This is a genomic window from Campylobacter sp. 2018MI01, from assembly GCF_018501205.1.
Lineage (GTDB): Bacteria > Campylobacterota > Campylobacteria > Campylobacterales > Campylobacteraceae > Campylobacter_E.
Map to the genome: position 1 here is coordinate 23,307 of NZ_JAHCZE010000005.1, position 18,232 is coordinate 41,538.

An 18,232-nucleotide genomic window follows, 5' to 3' on the forward strand; every position below is an offset into this window, starting at 1 on the left:
GCAGTAAGCTTTGCTGCTAAAATATATTTTAAAGATAGTTAAAATAATTAAAGCCTTTATTATTTAGGCTTTAATTAAATTCTTAAAATTATTTACAAATAAACATATCTATTTTTTGATTGTTAGTATTATCTATAAATACTGAAGTTCCGTTGTTAAATCCGTGAGTTTTGATATTGATTTTTATACCTTGACAATCTAAATCCTTACCTGAATTATAAATATTTAAAATCTCTTGCTTTAAAGCTCCACTTGAATTATCTAGGCTAGTGTATATAAAACCAACTATAAAAGTAACAACTATTAATGAAATAACAGCCACATAAAGCTTAGAATTAAAATGATTTTTATAATAAATGCAAACACCAATTAATGCAAAAAACAATATTAAAAATATTGCAAATCTAATCATTTTAAGCCCCTTAATTTATAGGTCAAATCACCTGCGTTAAATCCAACCACTACGCCTTTATCTAAAGTAATTTCTCCTAAATTACTAAATAATTTTAAAGAATTATCAACTCTTTTTATATCGTCTATGAAACAAGCATTAGGAAAATGCTTAGCTAAATCAATTTTAATTTCATCTTCATTAGCACTATAAACAGGCAAAATAAATAGCTTTGAAAAACCTTCAAAACAAGTTTTAAAACCTTCTAAATTATCAAGCAATCTTGTGTATTTATGCGGTTGCCAAATCGCTATAGTATCATCTAAATTTAGTGCTTTTGCATAAGAAAATATGCCTTTTTTAGTCTCTCTTACTTCGGTTGGATGATGAGCGTAATCATCAATTATTACAAAATCCTTACTAGCATATAAAACATCAAAACGCTTTTTAATACCACAAAAATCTTTTAAATTTTGCTTAATCTCACTTAGGCTTAGCCCAACACACCTAGCAGCAAGTATTGCTAAAGCAGTATCAATAGCTATACATTCGCTATGACCTTGCACGCTAAAACGACCAAAATCTCTTAAATCAAAAGATATAAAAGGCAAATAATCCTTAACTTCAAATTCTAAGTTTTTAATATCTTCGCTAGGCACTAGCCTTTCACAATCTAAATCAATTGTAGCTAAAAACTCATCTTCAGCATTAATTACTCTAATTTTGCTTTGTTTTAAAAAGTCTGTATAAGCTTTATAAAAAGCGTTTAAATCGTGATTATAATGCTCTAAATGTTCAGGTTCAGCATTAGTTACTATACTTAAAGCAGGATTTAAATTTAAAAACGAACTATCACTCTCATCAGCTTCAAAAACTAATTTTTCACTAGTTTTATACACCATATTTTTACCAGCTCTTTTATCCACTGCACCGATTATAAAAGAGCTTTGCAAAATATTTGCTAGGATACTACTTGTAGTACTTTTGCCGTGTGCACCTGCAACTGCAAAAAGCATTTTGTTTTCTAAAATAAGTGGCAAGGCTTCTTTTCTTGATAGAACTCTTATGCCTAGTTCTTTTGCTTTTTTTATTTCAGGATTGTTTTCACGAATTACTGCTGAATGCACTACCAAATCAATATCGTTGCTTAAATTTGATGCACTATGACCTATAAAAACCGCAATTCCTTCTGCTCTTAATTCTTTTACTAATTCACTCTCATAGACATCGCTTCCTAAAACACTAATTCCACGCTCATTTAAAAATCTAGCCAACGCACTAAGACCAATGCCACCAATACCGATAAAAAATATTTTTTTCATAAAAATCCTTTAAGAAAATGCTAGAGCAATCAAAATTAACCCTGCTCCTAATAATTGTAAAATTGTAAATACTTCTCCATAAAAACTTCCTAAAATTCCAGCCGAAATTGGCTCAAGTAGTAAAATCAATGCGACTTTACTTGGATGAAGGTGCTTTTGAGCGTAATTTTGAGCAAAAAAACAAAATATTGTAAATATCAATGCTGATACTAAAATAAGTATAAAAACCTTAGAATTTAAAATAGGAGTTAAACTTAAATCAGCAAAAATTAAAGCCGATAATAAATACATTATCGTGCTACCTACAAATTGAAAAAATATAAAGGTATTTAAATCATTTGATTTTAAAAATTTATCATTTAAAGCCACTAAAAGTGCAAAAAACACAGCACAAATTATCGCTAAATATTCGCCTTTTCCAAAATTATCAAAATTCGCATCACTAAATAAAAACATACCAAAACAAGCAAGTAAAGCTAGGAAAAATATCTTAAAACTAAGCTTTGCTTTGCTTATAAAAAAGCATAAAAATGGAGCAATAATTCCTTCTAAACCAGTTAGAAAAGCCACATTAGAGCTTTGAGTAAAGCTTAGTGCTTGGGTTTGAAAAATAAAGGCAAACGCCATACAAAAACCAGTGATTAATCCGTATAAATAAGTATTTTTGTAATGCTTTAAAATATCATTTTTCACCAAGAAAAAAAACACAATAGAAGCTAATAAAAATCTATAAAATAATAATTCATAGCTATTTATGTAGTTTAATACCCACTTAGTAGGCAAAAACGATGCTCCCCAGATAACTACAGCAAATATTAATAAAAAAAATGATTTTTCTTGATGGTTCATAAATTAAACTTATTAAGATTTAAAATATCTTTTGAAAAATCAAAATAATATAAATAATCAAGTTTTACTTCATAACCTGCTAGATATTTTAATGCCAAAATACTTGCAAAAGTAGCACTAAACATAACAAATGGAGTTGCTTGAGGTTTTATCCTTTTTATTTCATTTTTGAATGCTATTTTTTTATTTTTTACAATACTAGCACTTATGAAAAACTCTTCAACACTAGCAAAAATCCAAGGAATATTATTAGCTTTAGCGTAATTATCAATTTCAGCTCTAACTGATAAATTATCAGTCGCATCCATAATCAAATCAGCACTAGGTTTAGTAGCAAAAAATTCTGCCGCACTCATTTTATAAGTTTTTATATCACAAAATGAACGCTCTTTTAATTTATTAAAACAATCAACCTTAGCTTTACCTTCATCGTTAAAATTAAACATAATTTGCCTTTGAATATTGCTAAAGCTAACTATATCAAAATCAACTACACTAATACTCTTTATACCACTACTAGCAAGTGCGTATGCTATACTTGAGCCAAGACCGCCTGCACCTATTATTATGATTTCTTTGTTTTCTAAATTCTTTTGCCTATCTTTTAATAATAAAGTTTGTCTTTCATAAAAGTCGCTTGTTGATTTCATTTCTTACTTCCTTAAATTGCCAAAATTTAGCAGCTTCACTAGGTTTGCTAATTTCAGAAATTAATACTTCTTCAGCGTCGCTTAATTCTTGAACTATATCTCCATAAGCATTGCATAAAAAACTATTACCATAAAAATTCCACTCTAATTCATCTACTTCGCTAACACCGATACGATTTACTCTTAAAATATTAGTATTATTTAAAAATGCTCTCATTTTAATAAGTTCGCACCATCTAGAATTTGAATTATAAGTATTTGCCGTAGGAATTATCAATAAATCTAATTCATTTGCTTTTTTAAAAAACTCATCAAAATGTATTTCATAGCCAAATAAAACGCCTATTTTAAAATTATCACATTTAAAAGTATGCAATTTAATAGCTTTTGTTGAATTTATAAAAAAATCCTTTTCATTCCAATGTGAATACGGCATAAAAACTTGCTGATTTATATATTTGATTTTACCTTTATTTGCTACTAAGCAAGTTTTATTAAAACCTTTATTAGTGCTAAGAATTATAGGAGCAACTATACATAAATTATATTTAGCACTATATTCTTTTAAGGCTTCTAGTTTTACTTTGCTTTGCTCTTTTACTAAATCAACTGGCATTTGCTTTAATTCAGTAAAAAAATTATTTAAAACATACTCGCCTAACGCTACTAATCTAACATCTTTTTGCTCGCAAATTCTTAAATAATAATCAAGCCTTGCATTACTTAAAGCTTGAGTGCTTAGTTGAAGTGCTGCTATTTTCAAAATGGCAATCTTTCTGTATCAATACTTAAAGAATTATTTTGTTTAGTTTGTTCAAATTCTTCAATATCTTTACTAGCCTTATCTAATAATTCTCTAGCTTCGTTTATTAGTTTCATACCATCTTTATACGCATCTACTAAATCAAATAAAGGCGTTTGCTCATCTTCAATTATTTTTAATTTTTCATCTAAAATTTCACAGATTTGTTCGTAAGTTTTTTTCATTGATTTACCTTATAATTTGGTGCTTCTGCAGTGATTGTTACATCATGAACATGGCTTTCTTTAAGCCCTGCACTAGTAATTTCTACAAACTCGGCTTTTTCTTGAAAATCCTTTATATTTATAGCTCCGTTATAACCCATTGAGCTTCTAAGACCACCAAGTAATTGAAACACTACATTTTTAATACTTCCAGTATGTGGAACTCTTCCTTCAATTCCTTCTGGCACTAGCTTTTCTTTTGCTGTTCCTTCTTGAAAATATCTATCAGAACTACCCTTTGCCATAGCCCCTAAGCTACCCATACCGCGATACGATTTATATTGTCTTCCTTGATATGTGATAAATTCTCCTGGACTTTCATCAGTCCCTGCTAAAAGCGAGCCTATCATTACACTACTTGCACCTGCTGCAAGAGCCTTTGCGATATCTCCTGAATACTTTATACCACCATCAGCAATTATAGGCACATTAAACTCTTTAGCAACTTCAGCACAATCACTAATAGCAGTAATTTGTGGAACTCCAACTCCACTTACTATACGAGTAGTGCAAATACTACCTGGTCCAATACCAACCTTTATAGCATCTGCTCCTGCTAATGCTAAATCCCTAACCGCCTTAGGATTAGCGATATTGCCTACTATTACATCTATATTTAATTCTTTTTTGATTTCTTTTAAAGTATCAATTATGCCTTTACTATGTCCGTGAGCACTATCCATAACCAAGACATCAACACCTGCATTTACTAAAGCTCTAGCCCTATCAAGTTGCCCTACTCCAATAGCAGCACCTACTACTAATCTTCCTAATTTATCCTTATTTGCATTTGGATATTCTTTACGCTTTTTTAAATCCTTTATAGTAATAAGACCACAAAGAGTATTACTCTCATCTACTAAAGGTAATTTTTCTATTTTATTTTTACTAAAAATTACTTCAGCTTCATCTAAGGTGCAGCCTTTTTTAGCAGTAATTAAAGGCATTTTTGTCATTACTTCATCAACTATTTTTGAAAAATCAGTCTCAAATCTCAAATCACGATTAGTTAAAATTCCTAATAATTTTTTATCATTATCTACAACAGGAACACCTGAAATACTATATTCATTCATAATAGCTAAAGCATCACTTACCTTTGCTTTAGTATTAACATAAACAGGGTCATATATAATACCACTTTCACTTTTTTTAACCCTGATTATTTCTCTTACTTGGCTTTCAATATCCATATTTTTATGAATTATTCCAATTCCACCAAGCCTTGCCATCATTATTGCAGCCTTGTGCTCTGTAACCGTATCCATAGCAGCCGAAATTAAAGGCATATTTAAATTAATATTTTTAGTAAGCTTTGTGCTAATATCAACTTCTTTTGGTAAAACTTCTGAATATTGCGGAACCAATAATACATCTTCAAATGTTAGAGCTTTTTTAATAATATTCACTGGATTTTCCTTTCGTAGTTTATTTTATTATAAGGGCTATTGATTAATTAAAGCCCATTTTAATTTCTTTAGAAAAATCGCTATTTAGTTCTTTTTGAATACTTTCTTTAAAATCATCTAATCTAAAAATTCCATCGCCTTGAGCAACTTTTATAGCAGTATTTTTAACAACCATTTTAATCTGTGCTCCACTTAATTCATAACTTTTTAAATCTTCTACTTTAAATCCTGATTCAAATTCTGCATTTTTTGGTAAGTGTAATTTCCAAATCTTCTCACGCTCTATTTCTGTTGGATTTGAGAATTTGATTTTATACTCAAATCTCCTTGAAAATGCTGGGTCTAAACTATCTAAAAAGTTAGTTGTAGCTATTACAATGCCATCAAATTTTTCTAGTTGTTCTAAGAAAATATTTTGCATTTGATTATGCATTAATTCACTTCCGTGACTTGCTACACTTCTAGTGCTTAAGAATTGATCAGCCTCGTTTAATAATAAAATAGGCGGAGTTTTAACGCTTTTGCTAATTATTTTATAATTATCAAAAATAGCACGAACATTTTTCTCACTCTCTCCTACATACTTATCTAATACTTTAGAGCAATCTAGTGTGATAATTTCTCTTTTTAAAGTTTTTGCTAAATAACTAGCACTCATAGTCTTACCCGTGCCTGGAGGTCCATAAAAAATTATATTAGCTCTTAAAATATCATCTTTTACTATGCCCCAATCTTTCAATCTTTTTGCCACACTTTTGGTTGAGCGTTTTTTAAGACTTGTTGCTAAATCGCTAATATCTTTACTAACTATTAAATCTATTTCATTTATTTCTAAATATTCAAAGAAATTTAATTCTTCTACAATAGCTTTAATATTTTCGCCTTTATTTGGGAAAAAATATTTTAAAGCATTATCACTTATAATAAATCTATTATCATTACCAACATATTCAATTAATTCATTGCTAAGCAATTTAGAATCATCACTTAATAATTCATAATTTCTAATCTTTTCTAATTGATAAGGATTAATTATGCTTAATAATTCTTCATAATGAAGTGGTTTTTTAGAGCCTGTTAATTCTTCTTTTAATAAAGCCATTAATATAAGAGTTTCTTCGGCACTCAAATCATAATCTTTCATAATTTCATTAAAAGGATTATGAAATTTTGGGCTATTTTTAAGCCTTGTATTAATCAAATCAAGTCTTAAATCCGAAGTTAAAAACTCTAATTTAATCCTAGCATCAATCATATCAAAGCAATCATTTAAATAAACGCTTAAATCAGTATAAGGCTTATGTTTATATTCTTCTAATTCATTATCACTAATTAATCTTGCTCCATCAAATTCATTAGCAAGGTTAAAAAATACATGAGCATATCTTGTAAGTGCTATTGATTGAAATAAAATAAGCCCTGCATTATCTTTATAATTAAACTGCTTTCCGCTTGCTTCTTGAATAAATTTTTTCTCATATAGCTCAACGAAATTTGGTAAATACGAAACCATTTGAGCGGTAGTATTAGCATTAAACGCATCTTCTACAATGCTATGAAACTTTATCCCAAAACGAGATTTTATAGTTTTGTTTAGCATTGTTCTTAATATAATGCACGCTTCTTTAGATAGACCTTGATTTAATAACTTTAAATATAAAAAACTCTCTTCGTAATTATTACTTAAAAACTCTTTAATTTTTTCCAATTTCTAACTCTTTTTTTAATTCTTTTTTCAATACTTTTCCAGCAGCATTTTTTGGTAATTCGCATTTAAACACAATTGTTTTAGGAACTTTATAATTTGCTAAATACTTTTTAAGATACTTTTGAATTTCTTGAGCACTTAGTTTAGCACCTTCTTTTAAACAAACATAAGCAACAACGCTTTCATCTAACTCACTATCCTTAACACCTATAACAGCACAAGAATCAATTTCATCTAATTGCATAATAATATCTTCAATTTCTCTTGGATATATATTAATCCCCTTTGCAATTATTATGTCTTTTTTCCTATCTACTATATAAATAAATCCATCTTCATCAAGTCTTGCAATATCACCTGTTTTAAGCCACTCGCCTTCTATTACTTCATTGGTTAATTCAGGTTTATTGTAATAGCCTTGCATTACACAATCACCCTTTACGATTAACTCCCCTACTTCTCCGATAGGTAATTCTTTTAAATCATCATCTACTACTTTTACTTGATACCCGTGTAATGGCAAACCTACTGAATTAACCTTTTGCTTATCTAGGCGATTTACCGCAACTACTGGAGAACATTCGCTTAATCCATAGCCTTCTAAAACTGCGGTTCTTTTAAATTTTTCCTTATAGGCTTTAAGAGTTCCTTCACTTAAGGCACTAGAGCCTGATACTATAATTCTAATTTTATGAAACCACATAAAATACCAAGGTAACTTTGCCTTTAATAAAGCATTTAGTATCACAGGAACTGAAAATAATATCGTAACTCTTTTTAATAGAATTTGTTTTATAACATTTGAAAAAGGTAAAACAGAACGCTCAATTACAAGCGAGCAACCCGAAAGTAAAGGTAATAAACAAACTGCTGTTAAAGTAAAACTATGAAACATAGGCAAATACGCTATGGCTCTATCTGATGATTTTATTTTAAAATCGTGTTGAGCTGATTTGATATTTGATAAAATATTTTTATAGCTTAATAAAACTCCTTTAGGAAGACCTGTTGTTCCTGAAGTGTATATTATATGAACGCTATCATCAATACTAGCTTCACACTTAAAATTATAAACAGGTGCATAATCTAAATAACTCGCTAAATATCCATCTTTTAAATTATCATCAAAAGAATGGTATATTAAAATATCTTTAAATTCATTAGCTAATTCAGCAGCTTCTTTAATATCTTTTGAAACTATTAATAATTTTGCATCGCAGTCTTTAATAATATACTCATATTCTTCACATTTTAGCATAGTATTAATAGGAACTGCGACTGCTTTTAAAGATGCTATTGCAAAATATAAAATCATAAATTCTTTACAATTACTCATAATAAAAGCTACATTATCACCACTTTTAACGCCTTGATTTTGCAAAAAAGCTATCATTTTATCTACATGAGTTTTTAACTCTTTAAAGCTTATTTTTCCATTTGCATCAAAAATAGCAACTCTACTTAAATTAGAATAATGTTCTAAGTATTCATAATAATTTTGCATTTACATCCTTTAATTAAAACTCATAATTGATACCAACATTTACAATCTGATTTGATTGATTTGAAAACTTACCTTTAGTCTGTATCAAAATATTATCAGTAACATTATTTACTTTAACATCAGCATAGTGTTGATATGCTCCCGCTCCTGTTACTTTTAAGTTTTTGTTTAATCTATATTCAAGTCCTAAAGAATACATATACATTCTACTATCTTTTGCTAAAAAGCTTATTTTTTCGCGTCTTACTGGACTATCTTCTGTAGAAAAACCTAGCATAAGCGATAATTCTTTATCATAGTTATATCTATAACCAAAGCTAAGTAATGTTGTATCTCTCCAACCTTGTTCTAAACTACTTTGTAAAAATGATGATAAAAAATACTCTTCAATAGCTTGCTTATCTTTAGGGTCTAAAGTAGCACTTATACTCATAGCAACTTTTTGAAAACCTTCAATAGTATTACAATCATTACCAGATGCTGCACACTTTTGCATAAATTGCATTGTTGCGAGCTTTAATGATTGTGGAATTTCTGGTGAATTTATTTTTAAATCCAATGTTTTTGCTTTACTCCAAAATGTTCTTCCCATATTAAACATAAACTCGTGTTTACCATATTCATAGGCAATACCAAAATTAGCATTAGCAGGATATAAGAAATTAGCACTCACATAACCATTATAACCAACTTTACTATCTTGAGTAGGTAAAGTTCCAACTATAGAACCAGTGTTAGGGTCTATTTTATATACTTCACTCATAAGACCAGCCAATCCAATACTCATAGCTGCTAACTCTTGAATAGACATTTGCATAGAATTAAATTGTTCTTGATTTTTTGGAGATAAATTATTTGCAAAATCAAACATTCCAAACTTTGACATTTTAAAATCAATATTACCTTCAAACTTATTTTTATAAGAAGAATTATAAAGTAATGAAAATCTTAATTTATCATCAAAATATTTAGGAACATAAGTTAAAGATAATTTGTATCCAAATTTATAACCATTATCTACCCTAGCATCTCCTTCATATACCCAAGAATAAGGATGTGCATTACCTTTTTCATCAACCCAAACTCTATTTACACTACTAATATCTGCTGGAATATATCTAGGATTTTTTGCATTATCTTTTAAAATATTAAATTTAATTCTAGTATGATTTAATGTTAAACTTGCACCCAAACTTAATTCATCAATAGGCTTATAAGCATAGGAAATAGCTGCAGTTCCACCACGAATATCCATATTATTAGCAAGTGCTTTTGCATAATCACTATTCCATCCATAAACAGCAGCAAAATCAGTATAACCTGCAAATCCAACAAAATGTTGCTCGTTAATAGGATAAACAAATGCAAGTGTTGGTATAAAGAACGAAAACTCTTTTCCGTGTGCATCAGTGGCGTTATAATATGGTTCGCCATCTAAACCATTTACCAATTCATTTGTAAATCTTGAGCCAGCAGCATTGTAAAAATTTGAACTAAAATGCAATTGTGGATTTTGTCCTAAAAATCCCATATTTGCTGGATTTATAAAAGCCGCATCGGCACTAAAACTCTTTGCTAAATTTGAGCTAGATAAAGCTACTCCATCAGCACTCAATGGAACTAGCTTATAATTTGATGCTAGTAAGCTACCACTAACAACAAATGATAAGAAAACCTTATTCATTGACTCAATTTGTCCTTAATTTTTAAATAAAGTTTCGATTATATATTTTTAAAATTAATTTTTCTTTACAAAGGATAATTTTTACCTTATTAAGCTAATTATACAAATAAATGTAGATTAAAAATATTTTGAGTAAAAATAAAGATTAAAAAGTGATGTTAAATTACTATTCAACACCACTTAACATAGGAACAAAAGTGCAAGAATCAAGAATGATTTCTTCTATTCTATCTTTATGCTTAATATATTTAGTAATATATTGTTTATTTTCATTTCCAACAGGAGCTACTAAAATTCCACCAACTTCAAGTTGAGTAAATAATACATCAGGAACTTTATTTGTATATGCAGATAGTAAAATTCTCTCATAAGGTGCATAATTTTTAAGCCCATTATTTCCATCAGCGTGGCGAACATATACATTTGCCTTGATTGTATCAAGATTTTTTATTGCTTTATTTGATAATTCCTTTATTCTCTCAAGAGAAAAAACTCTTCTAATAAGATTACTCAAAAGTGCAGCTTGATACCCGCTACCACAACCAATCTCAAGCACACTATCAGCACCAACAGGCTCTAGTGCTGCTGTCATCTTTGCTACTGTTATTGGTGAGCTAATCCATTGATTTGAGCTAAGCGGCATTGCGTGAAGCTCATAAGCAAAATTACTCATAGGCATAAAAATTTCTCTTGGTGTATTAGCAAATGCTTGTTTAATCTCATTGCTAATATTAACTTCATTTGCAATATTTTCAGCAAGTCTAGCACATTTTTGCTGTTCGTAAATATCCTTAAAAATCATCAAAACTCAAGCTTCCTTTACTATAATTTGTAACTTTACTTTCAAAAAAGTTACTCTTTTGGTCGTTAAATTTAGAAAAGTCATCAACCCATTTAATAGGATGTTTTGCATTATATTTTTTATCAAGTCCGATTGAGCTAAGTCTTAAATCTACTAAATAATGAATATATTCAGTAATTATATCGTCAGTAAAGCCCATAATTTGATTTTGAGTAATGTATTTACCCCATTCAATTTCAAGTTCTGCAGCTCTTTCAAACATTTCATAAATTTTAGCAATTGTTTTTTCATTAAATAAATCAGGTCTTTCTTTTCTAACTGAATTAATCATATTTTGAAACAACAATAAGTGAGTGATTTCATCTCTTTGAATAAATCTAACCATTTGAGCAGAACCTAGCATTTTACCTGCACGAGCTAGTGCATAAATTGCAGTAAAGCCGCTATAAAAATAAATTCCTTCTAGAATTTGATTCGCAACCATTGCATATAGTAACTTTTCATCAGTTACATCTCCTGCAAGTTCTTCATATAAACTTGAAATAAAATCATTTTTCTTTCTTAAAGTAGCGTCGTGCTTTTCCATTTCATATATTAAATCAGTGTCATCACAAATAGCTTCAACCATTACCGCATAACTTTTTGAATGATTTGCTTCTTCGTAAGCTTGTCTTGCTAATACTGCATTAATCTCTGGAGCTGTTATATAAGGGTTGATATTATCAGCAAGGTTATTGGTTTGAAAACTATCCATAGAAATTAGTTGGCTCCATACTAAATCATACATTCTTTTTTCACTTGAAGTTAAATTACATTTATAATCAAGTGCATCTTTTGTAGTATCAACTTCTCTAGGAAACCAAGTATTAGCTTCCATTAAATCCCATAATTTTAAAGCCCACTCATATTTTGCTTTTGTAAAATTTAATATACCTTGTGGATTTCCACCAAATACTCTTCTTGATGTTAAATCTTCATTACTTTGTGGATTATAAATTCTTTTTCTATCCATCATTTGTTCTCCTTAAGGACTATTGTGTTTGAAAATAAATCGTGTATATATTGCCTATCTTTTCTAAAAAATGGAAATAAAATACCAAATAATAAAGAAAATGTAAGCACAAACAATACCAATCTAATAAAAACTTGAAATAAACTTGCTTTTTTACCATTTTTATTTCTTAAATGCAAACCTAAATATTTATACCCTAAACTCTGACCTTTAAAAAATAAAAGTAAAAATAAAACTAAAAGATAAGTAATGGTTGCAAATAATATAAAAGATTGATTTTGTCTATACTCACTAGCACTACCTACTAAGATATAGGTAGTGAAGTATTGTATTGGCATCATTATCATAAACATATCAACAATGCCAGCTTTTAATTTATCATAAAGGCTAGCTAAACTTACCTTAGCCTTTGCCATTTTTAAACTTTAAGTAATTGTATTTCTTTTTCTTTAACTAATTCATCAGTCTTAGCTATTGCCGCATCTGTTAATTTTTGAACTTCATCGTAAGCTTTTTTAGCTTCATCTTCGCTTACTGCTTTATCTTTTTCTAATTTTTTTACAGCATCATTAGCGTCTTTTCTGATATTTCTAATAGCTACTTTGCATTTTTCTCCCATTGCTTTTGCAGCTTTAGCATTTTCTTCTCTTTGTTCTTTAGTCATTGGTGGGAAAAATAATTTAACTCCATCAGCATCAGCATTAGGATTTACACCGATATTTGCTGCTTTTATAGCAGTATCTATAGCCTTAATCATAGATTTTTCCCAAGGACTAATAGTAATTGTCGTTGCATCAGTTGCCAACACGGTTGCAACTTGATTTAATGGAGTTGGAGTTCCATAATAATCTACAAAAACATTATCTAATATAGAAATATTTACTTTACCTGTTCTTAAAGTCATAAAATCTTTTTTTAAAGAATTATGAGCTTTTTCGTTTTGTTCTTTTTGTTTTGAATAAATATCATTTAACATTAGTATTCCTTTTATTTAATTGATTCTGGTAATGCTTTAGGCTGATTAGTGTCATTAAGTTGTTTGCTAGCATTTTCTAGTTTATTTACTAGACTTTCACCAGTTTTAGTGTTATAACTATAGCTTAAATAAATAGTATTAGCTACTAGCAAAACTCCTATAATAAAAGTAAATTTTGCTAAAAAACCAGCAGGACCTTTAGCTCCAAATAAGCTCTCATTAGAACCACTATAAGCACCTAAGCCTATACTTGAGCTTTTTTGCATAAGAACGCAAGCACAAATAATAACTACTAAAATAAATTGAATTGCGATAAAAATTGTGTTCATATTACTTCTTTCGTTTAAAAATAAAGTTTGTATTATATGTTATAAAATTTAAAATAAGTTAAAGCCTTCAAAATTGAAGGCTTAAAAATTAGTCTCTAATGCTTCTTAAGATATTTAATAAAGATATAAATAAATTAATAAAGTCAAGGTATAAAGCAATTGCACCTTGAATTGGTGTTTGATAAGCTCCACGAATTATCATTTGAGTATCATAAATGATAAAGAAGCTAAATACTATTGCTCCAACGCAAGAAACTATTAAATGTAAAAGGTGGCTTTGGAAAAATAAGTTTAATAAAGACGCACCTATCATAATTAATAAAACTATAAAAAATCCTTTAGCAAAAACGCTAAAATCTCTTTTGGTTGTAAATGCAAAAACACTAAGACCTGCAAAAGCTAAAGTTGTTAAGAATAAAGCTTGAGCAATAATTGTAGCACCTGCTTGACTTTGTAAAGTAATATAAATAATTCCAGTAAGGCTTAATCCACTAATAAATGCAAATGCAAATAGCATAGCAATAGCACCATTAGTTACCTCACTTTTTCTATTTAATATCATAATTAAGGCAATTTCTACTATAAGCGTTCCTATACTAGCCCAAATATTGCCAACTAAAAAACTAGCTAAATAAGTAGCACCTAAATAAGCTCCTAAAGTAGCTGCAACTAGTGAAAGTGCAAAATACATATATGTATCTCTTACAAAAATAGCAGCATCTGAGCGAATTGCTGAACTAGCACGAGTTCTTTCGTATAAACTCATAATTGTCTCCTTGTTATTATTAAATGCACTTGATTATAACTAAGTTAGTTAATATCTCATTGAAATTTTTTTATATAATTTCGCTTTTTAACAAGGATAAAAAATGGATAAATTAATAAAAGGCGCATTGCAATTTATGCAAGAAGGGTTTTTAGAACATAAAGACTTATTTAAAGATTTAAAAGAAGAGCAAAATCCACATACATTATTTATAGGTTGTGCTGATTCAAGAGTAATTCCTAATCTAATAACTTCAACAGTTCCAGGAGAATTATTTGTTGTAAGAAATATAGCAAATATTATCCCACCATATCGTGTAAAAGATGAATATTTAGCAACAACTTCAGCTATTGAATATGCTTTATATGCGTTAAATGTTGAAAATGTAATAATATGTGGGCATAGCAACTGCGGTGGATGTAAAGATATTCCTAGTAAAAAAGCAGAACTTTTACCTAACGTAAAAAAATGGGTTTCTTTAATTGATGATATTAAACAACAAGTTGATTTTACATTAGAACTAAACCACTACGAAGGTCAATACGCATTAAGGTCTTGGATGATAGAAAAAGCAAATATTTTAAATAGCTATGAAAATTTATTAGGCTATCCTGAAGTTCAAAAAAGAATTGATGAGAATAAATTAAAAATTAGAGCTTGGTATTTTTTAATAGAAACAGGAGAAATCTATGAATACTGCCCTAATGACGGACACTTTAAACCATTAAAGGATATTAAATGAGAATTTTATTTATACTATTATTTGGGGTTTTTTTATATTCTAATGAGCTATTAAATAATATTGATAATTTTTCTACTAAAAACATAAAAATAGAAGAATTAAATAAATTTTTAGCTGATGAAAAAGATGAAAACAGCCAAAATAAACTCAAAATAAATTCTGAAATCAAAGAATTAAAAAATGAAAAAAATCAAATACTAGCAGTATTTCCAACCCTAATTACACCAGAGAATTTAGACAAAAACATATTAAAAGATATTAAAAAAACTAATAATGATAAAATTTTACAAGCAGTAGAACAAAATTTTTATGAATGTTTATTAGAAATTATTTCTTATCTAAATTCTAAAGAAGAGCATAAAACAGATTTAAAAAATCTAATAGATGAACGCATAAAAACGATTAGTAATTATACAAGTGATAACCAAGAGGTAAAAATTAAAATCAATTCTTATACAGAACTTTTAACATATCTTAGACTAAATACAGATATATTTACCACTAATGATATTTTTAAGCAACTAGATACTAATAAATTTTTAAGCAAATTTAATTCATATTTTCCAGAAGAAGTAAATAAATATATAAACCCTGGCAAAGTGATAATATGCACTCTTATAATGCTATTTATATTTTTATTAAAAAAATTAGTTCTTAAAATAATTTTTACAATAATTTTAAGAGTATTTAAGAAAAACCATGATGATCATTCATTGCAATTATTACAAAAATCAACAAAACCATTAATTGCTTTATTTTATATATATGGTTTATGGTTATGTTTTCTAATAGCATTCTATCCTGCTCCAATTATGACACTTATACTAACGCTATTTGGCATTATTAATACTATGGCATTTACTTGGTTATTAATAACTATCTTAGATGGATACGGAGTAATAATTATTTCAAAAATTGCTAAAAGAAGCGGTAAAAAAGAAATAATAAATCTTATGCTAAAAATACTATATTTTATAATAGTCTTCATAGCTATATTAATCATACTTGCTAAATTAGGTTTTGATATTTCAGCAATTATTGCTTCATTAGGTATTGGTGGTTTAGCAGTTGCACTTGCTGCAAAAGATATTATCGCTAACTTTTTTGCTTCTGTTTTAATGTTATTTGATAATTCATTTTCTCAAAGTGATTGGGTAGAAATTAACGGAATAGAAGGAACAATAGTTGAAACAGGTCTTAGGAAAACAACCATAAGAACTTTTGATAACTGCTTAGTATTTATCCCAAATTCTACGATATTAAATGGAAATATAAAAAATTATTCAAAAAGAAAATATGGTAGAAGAGTAAGAATGAGCGTTGGCTTGACATACGACGCAAGCACAGAGCAAATACAAAATTTTATAAACGATATAAAAGAATTGCTGACAAGTAATAATATAATAGCTAACGAAAACGATGATGTATTTCAACACAAAAACAAAAATTATTACAAACAAAATTTAATTTCTGTCAATGATTTAGAAGGCTTTAAATCATCAATTTATGTTTGGCTAGATGATTTTGCTGCAAGTAGTATCAATGTAGAGCTATACTTTTATATAAAAAGCGTTAGTGCTAAACAATATTATGACGAAAAAAGCAAAATATTAATGGAAATTATGAAAATAGTTGAGAAAAATGGTCTAAGTTTTGCTTTCCCTTCAACTAGCCTTTATATTGAAAAACTTCCAGATACAACAAAATAATTCAAATATCCTATTTTAAATGCAAGAATTTAAAATAGGAATTTTAATTTTATTTTTAAATTATTAAATAATAAAAATTATTATTTTTTATAAACTTTTATTTATTTTTTTTAATTATTATCAGAGTAAATATCGCTTTTAAAACCTTTACAATTCTTTAAATCAAGCATTTTTTACTAAGAATGTTTTATTTAATTTATTTAAAAGGAGAGAAATGTTATCAAAAATCAAAAACAACGAACTTTTACCTGCATTTTTATTATTATTTATGACATTTTTAGCAATATTTTTAAAAAATTCTTCATTTAGTGAATTTTACAATGCTTGTTTAGAAGCTAGAGCATCTATTAGCTTTTTAGATTATTCTTTAAGCAAACCATTGTTTTTATGGGTAAATGATGGATTGGTTGCTATATTTTTCTTTTGGATTGGACTTGAAGTAAAAAAAGAAATTCTATGCGGAGAACTAAATACAAATAGCAAAAGATTATTACCGCTTGCTGGTGCTTTAGGCGGAATTATGGTTCCTGCTTTAATATATTCTATATTTAATTTTTTTGATACTTATAGATTAAGTGGATTTGCAATTCCAACAGGAACTGATACAGCGTTTGCTATTGCTATTTTATTAATGCTAAAAAACTATGTTCCAAATAGTGTAAGAGTATTTTTATTAAGCCTTGCAATATTTGATGATATTGCTGCAATTATTATAATTGCGATATTTTATACAAATGACCTTTTATATATTTCTCTTGTTTTAGGCTCTATTGGTGTTGGGTTATTATTTATATTAAATATTTTCCATTGCACTTACAAAATGTTTTATTTAATAGTAGGTGCTTTTATTTGGGTTTGTGTTTTAGAAAGTGGGGTTCATACTACTTTAGCTGGAATGCTTTGCGCATTTTTTATCCCTTTACATACTAAAGACAATAAAGAATTTTTAGAGCAAATTATGCACGATTTAACCCCTTATGTAAATTATGCAATATTGCCTATATTTGCTTTATTTAATGCTGGGGTATTGCTTGAGTTTAATTTAGATAATTTAAATAGTGTATTTTTTGGAATATTTTTTGGTTTATTTATTGGAAAGCAATTAGGAGTATTTAGTTTTTGCTTACTTGCTAATAAACTAGGTGCAACCTTACCATCTAGCAAAAAGATTTTATACGGAGCTAGTATATTAACAGGAATTGGCTTTACAATGAGCTTTTTTATAAATACATTAGTTTTTGAAGGAAATGAAGCAATTTTTAATAGTGCAAAATTAGCAGTTTTAAGTGCTAGTTGTTGTTCTGCTGTGCTTGGATTTTTATGGTTAAGATTTAAGATTTGAATTCAGAAAAA

The 18,232-nt window shown here is 28.2% G+C and carries 19 protein-coding genes; 3 read left to right on the forward strand and 16 right to left on the reverse strand.

Annotation, left to right across the window (positions count from 1 at the left end; genetic code table 11):
• Positions 1–88: 88 nt before the first annotated feature.
• The 16 genes from KJQ97_RS01905 to KJQ97_RS01980 form a co-directional block, all read right to left on the reverse strand.
• Positions 89–412 (reverse strand): hypothetical protein, encoded by a 324-nt coding sequence (locus KJQ97_RS01905; RefSeq protein ID WP_214116831.1) that lies wholly within the window; start codon positions 410–412, stop codon positions 89–91.
• Complete coding sequence (murC, locus tag KJQ97_RS01910; RefSeq protein ID WP_214119785.1) at positions 409–1,713, reverse strand: UDP-N-acetylmuramate--L-alanine ligase; 1,305 nt, start codon at positions 1,711–1,713, stop codon at positions 409–411. Before murC ends, KJQ97_RS01905 begins: the two co-directional genes overlap by 4 nt.
• A gap of 9 nt (positions 1,714–1,722) precedes the next feature.
• Positions 1,723–2,562, reverse strand: coding sequence for a DMT family transporter (locus KJQ97_RS01915; RefSeq protein WP_214119786.1), 840 nt, complete (start codon positions 2,560–2,562; stop codon positions 1,723–1,725).
• Positions 2,559–3,212, reverse strand: a complete 654-nt coding sequence (locus KJQ97_RS01920) for a HesA/MoeB/ThiF family protein (protein WP_214119787.1) — start codon at positions 3,210–3,212, stop codon at positions 2,559–2,561. Before KJQ97_RS01920 ends, KJQ97_RS01915 begins: the two co-directional genes overlap by 4 nt.
• Complete coding sequence (locus KJQ97_RS01925) at positions 3,187–3,978, reverse strand: carbon-nitrogen hydrolase family protein (RefSeq protein WP_214119803.1); 792 nt, start codon at positions 3,976–3,978, stop codon at positions 3,187–3,189. The genes KJQ97_RS01920 and KJQ97_RS01925 overlap by 26 nt, the downstream gene beginning before the upstream one ends.
• A complete protein-coding gene (locus KJQ97_RS01930) occupies positions 3,972–4,199 on the reverse strand; it encodes an exodeoxyribonuclease VII small subunit (RefSeq protein WP_214116840.1) in 228 nt (75 codons plus the stop codon). The genes KJQ97_RS01925 and KJQ97_RS01930 overlap by 7 nt, the downstream gene beginning before the upstream one ends.
• Positions 4,196–5,647, reverse strand: coding sequence for an IMP dehydrogenase (guaB, locus tag KJQ97_RS01935; protein ID WP_214119788.1), 1,452 nt, complete (start codon positions 5,645–5,647; stop codon positions 4,196–4,198). Before guaB ends, KJQ97_RS01930 begins: the two co-directional genes overlap by 4 nt.
• A gap of 43 nt (positions 5,648–5,690) precedes the next feature.
• Positions 5,691–7,355, reverse strand: coding sequence for an AAA family ATPase (locus tag KJQ97_RS01940; RefSeq protein WP_214116843.1), 1,665 nt, complete (start codon positions 7,353–7,355; stop codon positions 5,691–5,693).
• Complete coding sequence (locus KJQ97_RS01945) at positions 7,342–8,859, reverse strand: long-chain-fatty-acid--CoA ligase (protein WP_214119789.1); 1,518 nt, start codon at positions 8,857–8,859, stop codon at positions 7,342–7,344. Before KJQ97_RS01945 ends, KJQ97_RS01940 begins: the two co-directional genes overlap by 14 nt.
• 13 nt (positions 8,860–8,872) lie before the next feature.
• Complete coding sequence (locus KJQ97_RS01950; RefSeq protein ID WP_214119790.1) at positions 8,873–10,543, reverse strand: OmpP1/FadL family transporter; 1,671 nt, start codon at positions 10,541–10,543, stop codon at positions 8,873–8,875.
• Between the two features lie 166 nt (positions 10,544–10,709).
• Positions 10,710–11,345 (reverse strand): protein-L-isoaspartate(D-aspartate) O-methyltransferase, encoded by a 636-nt coding sequence (locus KJQ97_RS01955; protein ID WP_214116849.1) that lies wholly within the window; start codon positions 11,343–11,345, stop codon positions 10,710–10,712.
• Complete coding sequence (locus tag KJQ97_RS01960) at positions 11,335–12,357, reverse strand: ribonucleotide-diphosphate reductase subunit beta (RefSeq protein ID WP_214117055.1); 1,023 nt, start codon at positions 12,355–12,357, stop codon at positions 11,335–11,337. The genes KJQ97_RS01955 and KJQ97_RS01960 overlap by 11 nt, the downstream gene beginning before the upstream one ends.
• Positions 12,357–12,773 (reverse strand): RDD family protein, encoded by a 417-nt coding sequence (locus KJQ97_RS01965; protein ID WP_214116851.1) that lies wholly within the window; start codon positions 12,771–12,773, stop codon positions 12,357–12,359. Before KJQ97_RS01965 ends, KJQ97_RS01960 begins: the two co-directional genes overlap by 1 nt.
• A 2-nt stretch (positions 12,774–12,775) precedes the next feature.
• On the reverse strand, positions 12,776–13,333 hold the full coding sequence (frr, locus tag KJQ97_RS01970; RefSeq protein ID WP_214119791.1) for a ribosome recycling factor: 558 nt from the start codon (positions 13,331–13,333) through the stop codon (positions 12,776–12,778).
• An 11-nt stretch (positions 13,334–13,344) separates the two neighbouring features.
• Entirely contained in the window at positions 13,345–13,662 is a 318-nt protein-coding gene (secG, locus tag KJQ97_RS01975; RefSeq protein WP_214116856.1) for a preprotein translocase subunit SecG, read from the reverse strand.
• Between the two features lie 88 nt (positions 13,663–13,750).
• Complete coding sequence (locus KJQ97_RS01980; protein WP_214116858.1) at positions 13,751–14,428, reverse strand: Bax inhibitor-1/YccA family protein; 678 nt, start codon at positions 14,426–14,428, stop codon at positions 13,751–13,753.
• 103 nt (positions 14,429–14,531) lie between these two features.
• On the opposite strand from KJQ97_RS01980, the gene KJQ97_RS01985 reads away from it, so the two are divergent.
• From KJQ97_RS01985 to nhaA, 3 genes are all read left to right on the forward strand, one after another.
• Positions 14,532–15,170, forward strand: coding sequence for a carbonic anhydrase (locus KJQ97_RS01985; RefSeq protein WP_214116860.1), 639 nt, complete (start codon positions 14,532–14,534; stop codon positions 15,168–15,170).
• Complete coding sequence (locus KJQ97_RS01990) at positions 15,167–16,879, forward strand: mechanosensitive ion channel family protein (protein ID WP_214119792.1); 1,713 nt, start codon at positions 15,167–15,169, stop codon at positions 16,877–16,879. The genes KJQ97_RS01985 and KJQ97_RS01990 overlap by 4 nt, the downstream gene beginning before the upstream one ends.
• Positions 16,880–17,093: 214 nt before the next feature.
• On the forward strand, positions 17,094–18,221 hold the full coding sequence (gene nhaA, locus KJQ97_RS01995; protein ID WP_214116864.1) for a Na+/H+ antiporter NhaA: 1,128 nt from the start codon (positions 17,094–17,096) through the stop codon (positions 18,219–18,221).
• Positions 18,222–18,232: the final 11 nt, after the last annotated feature.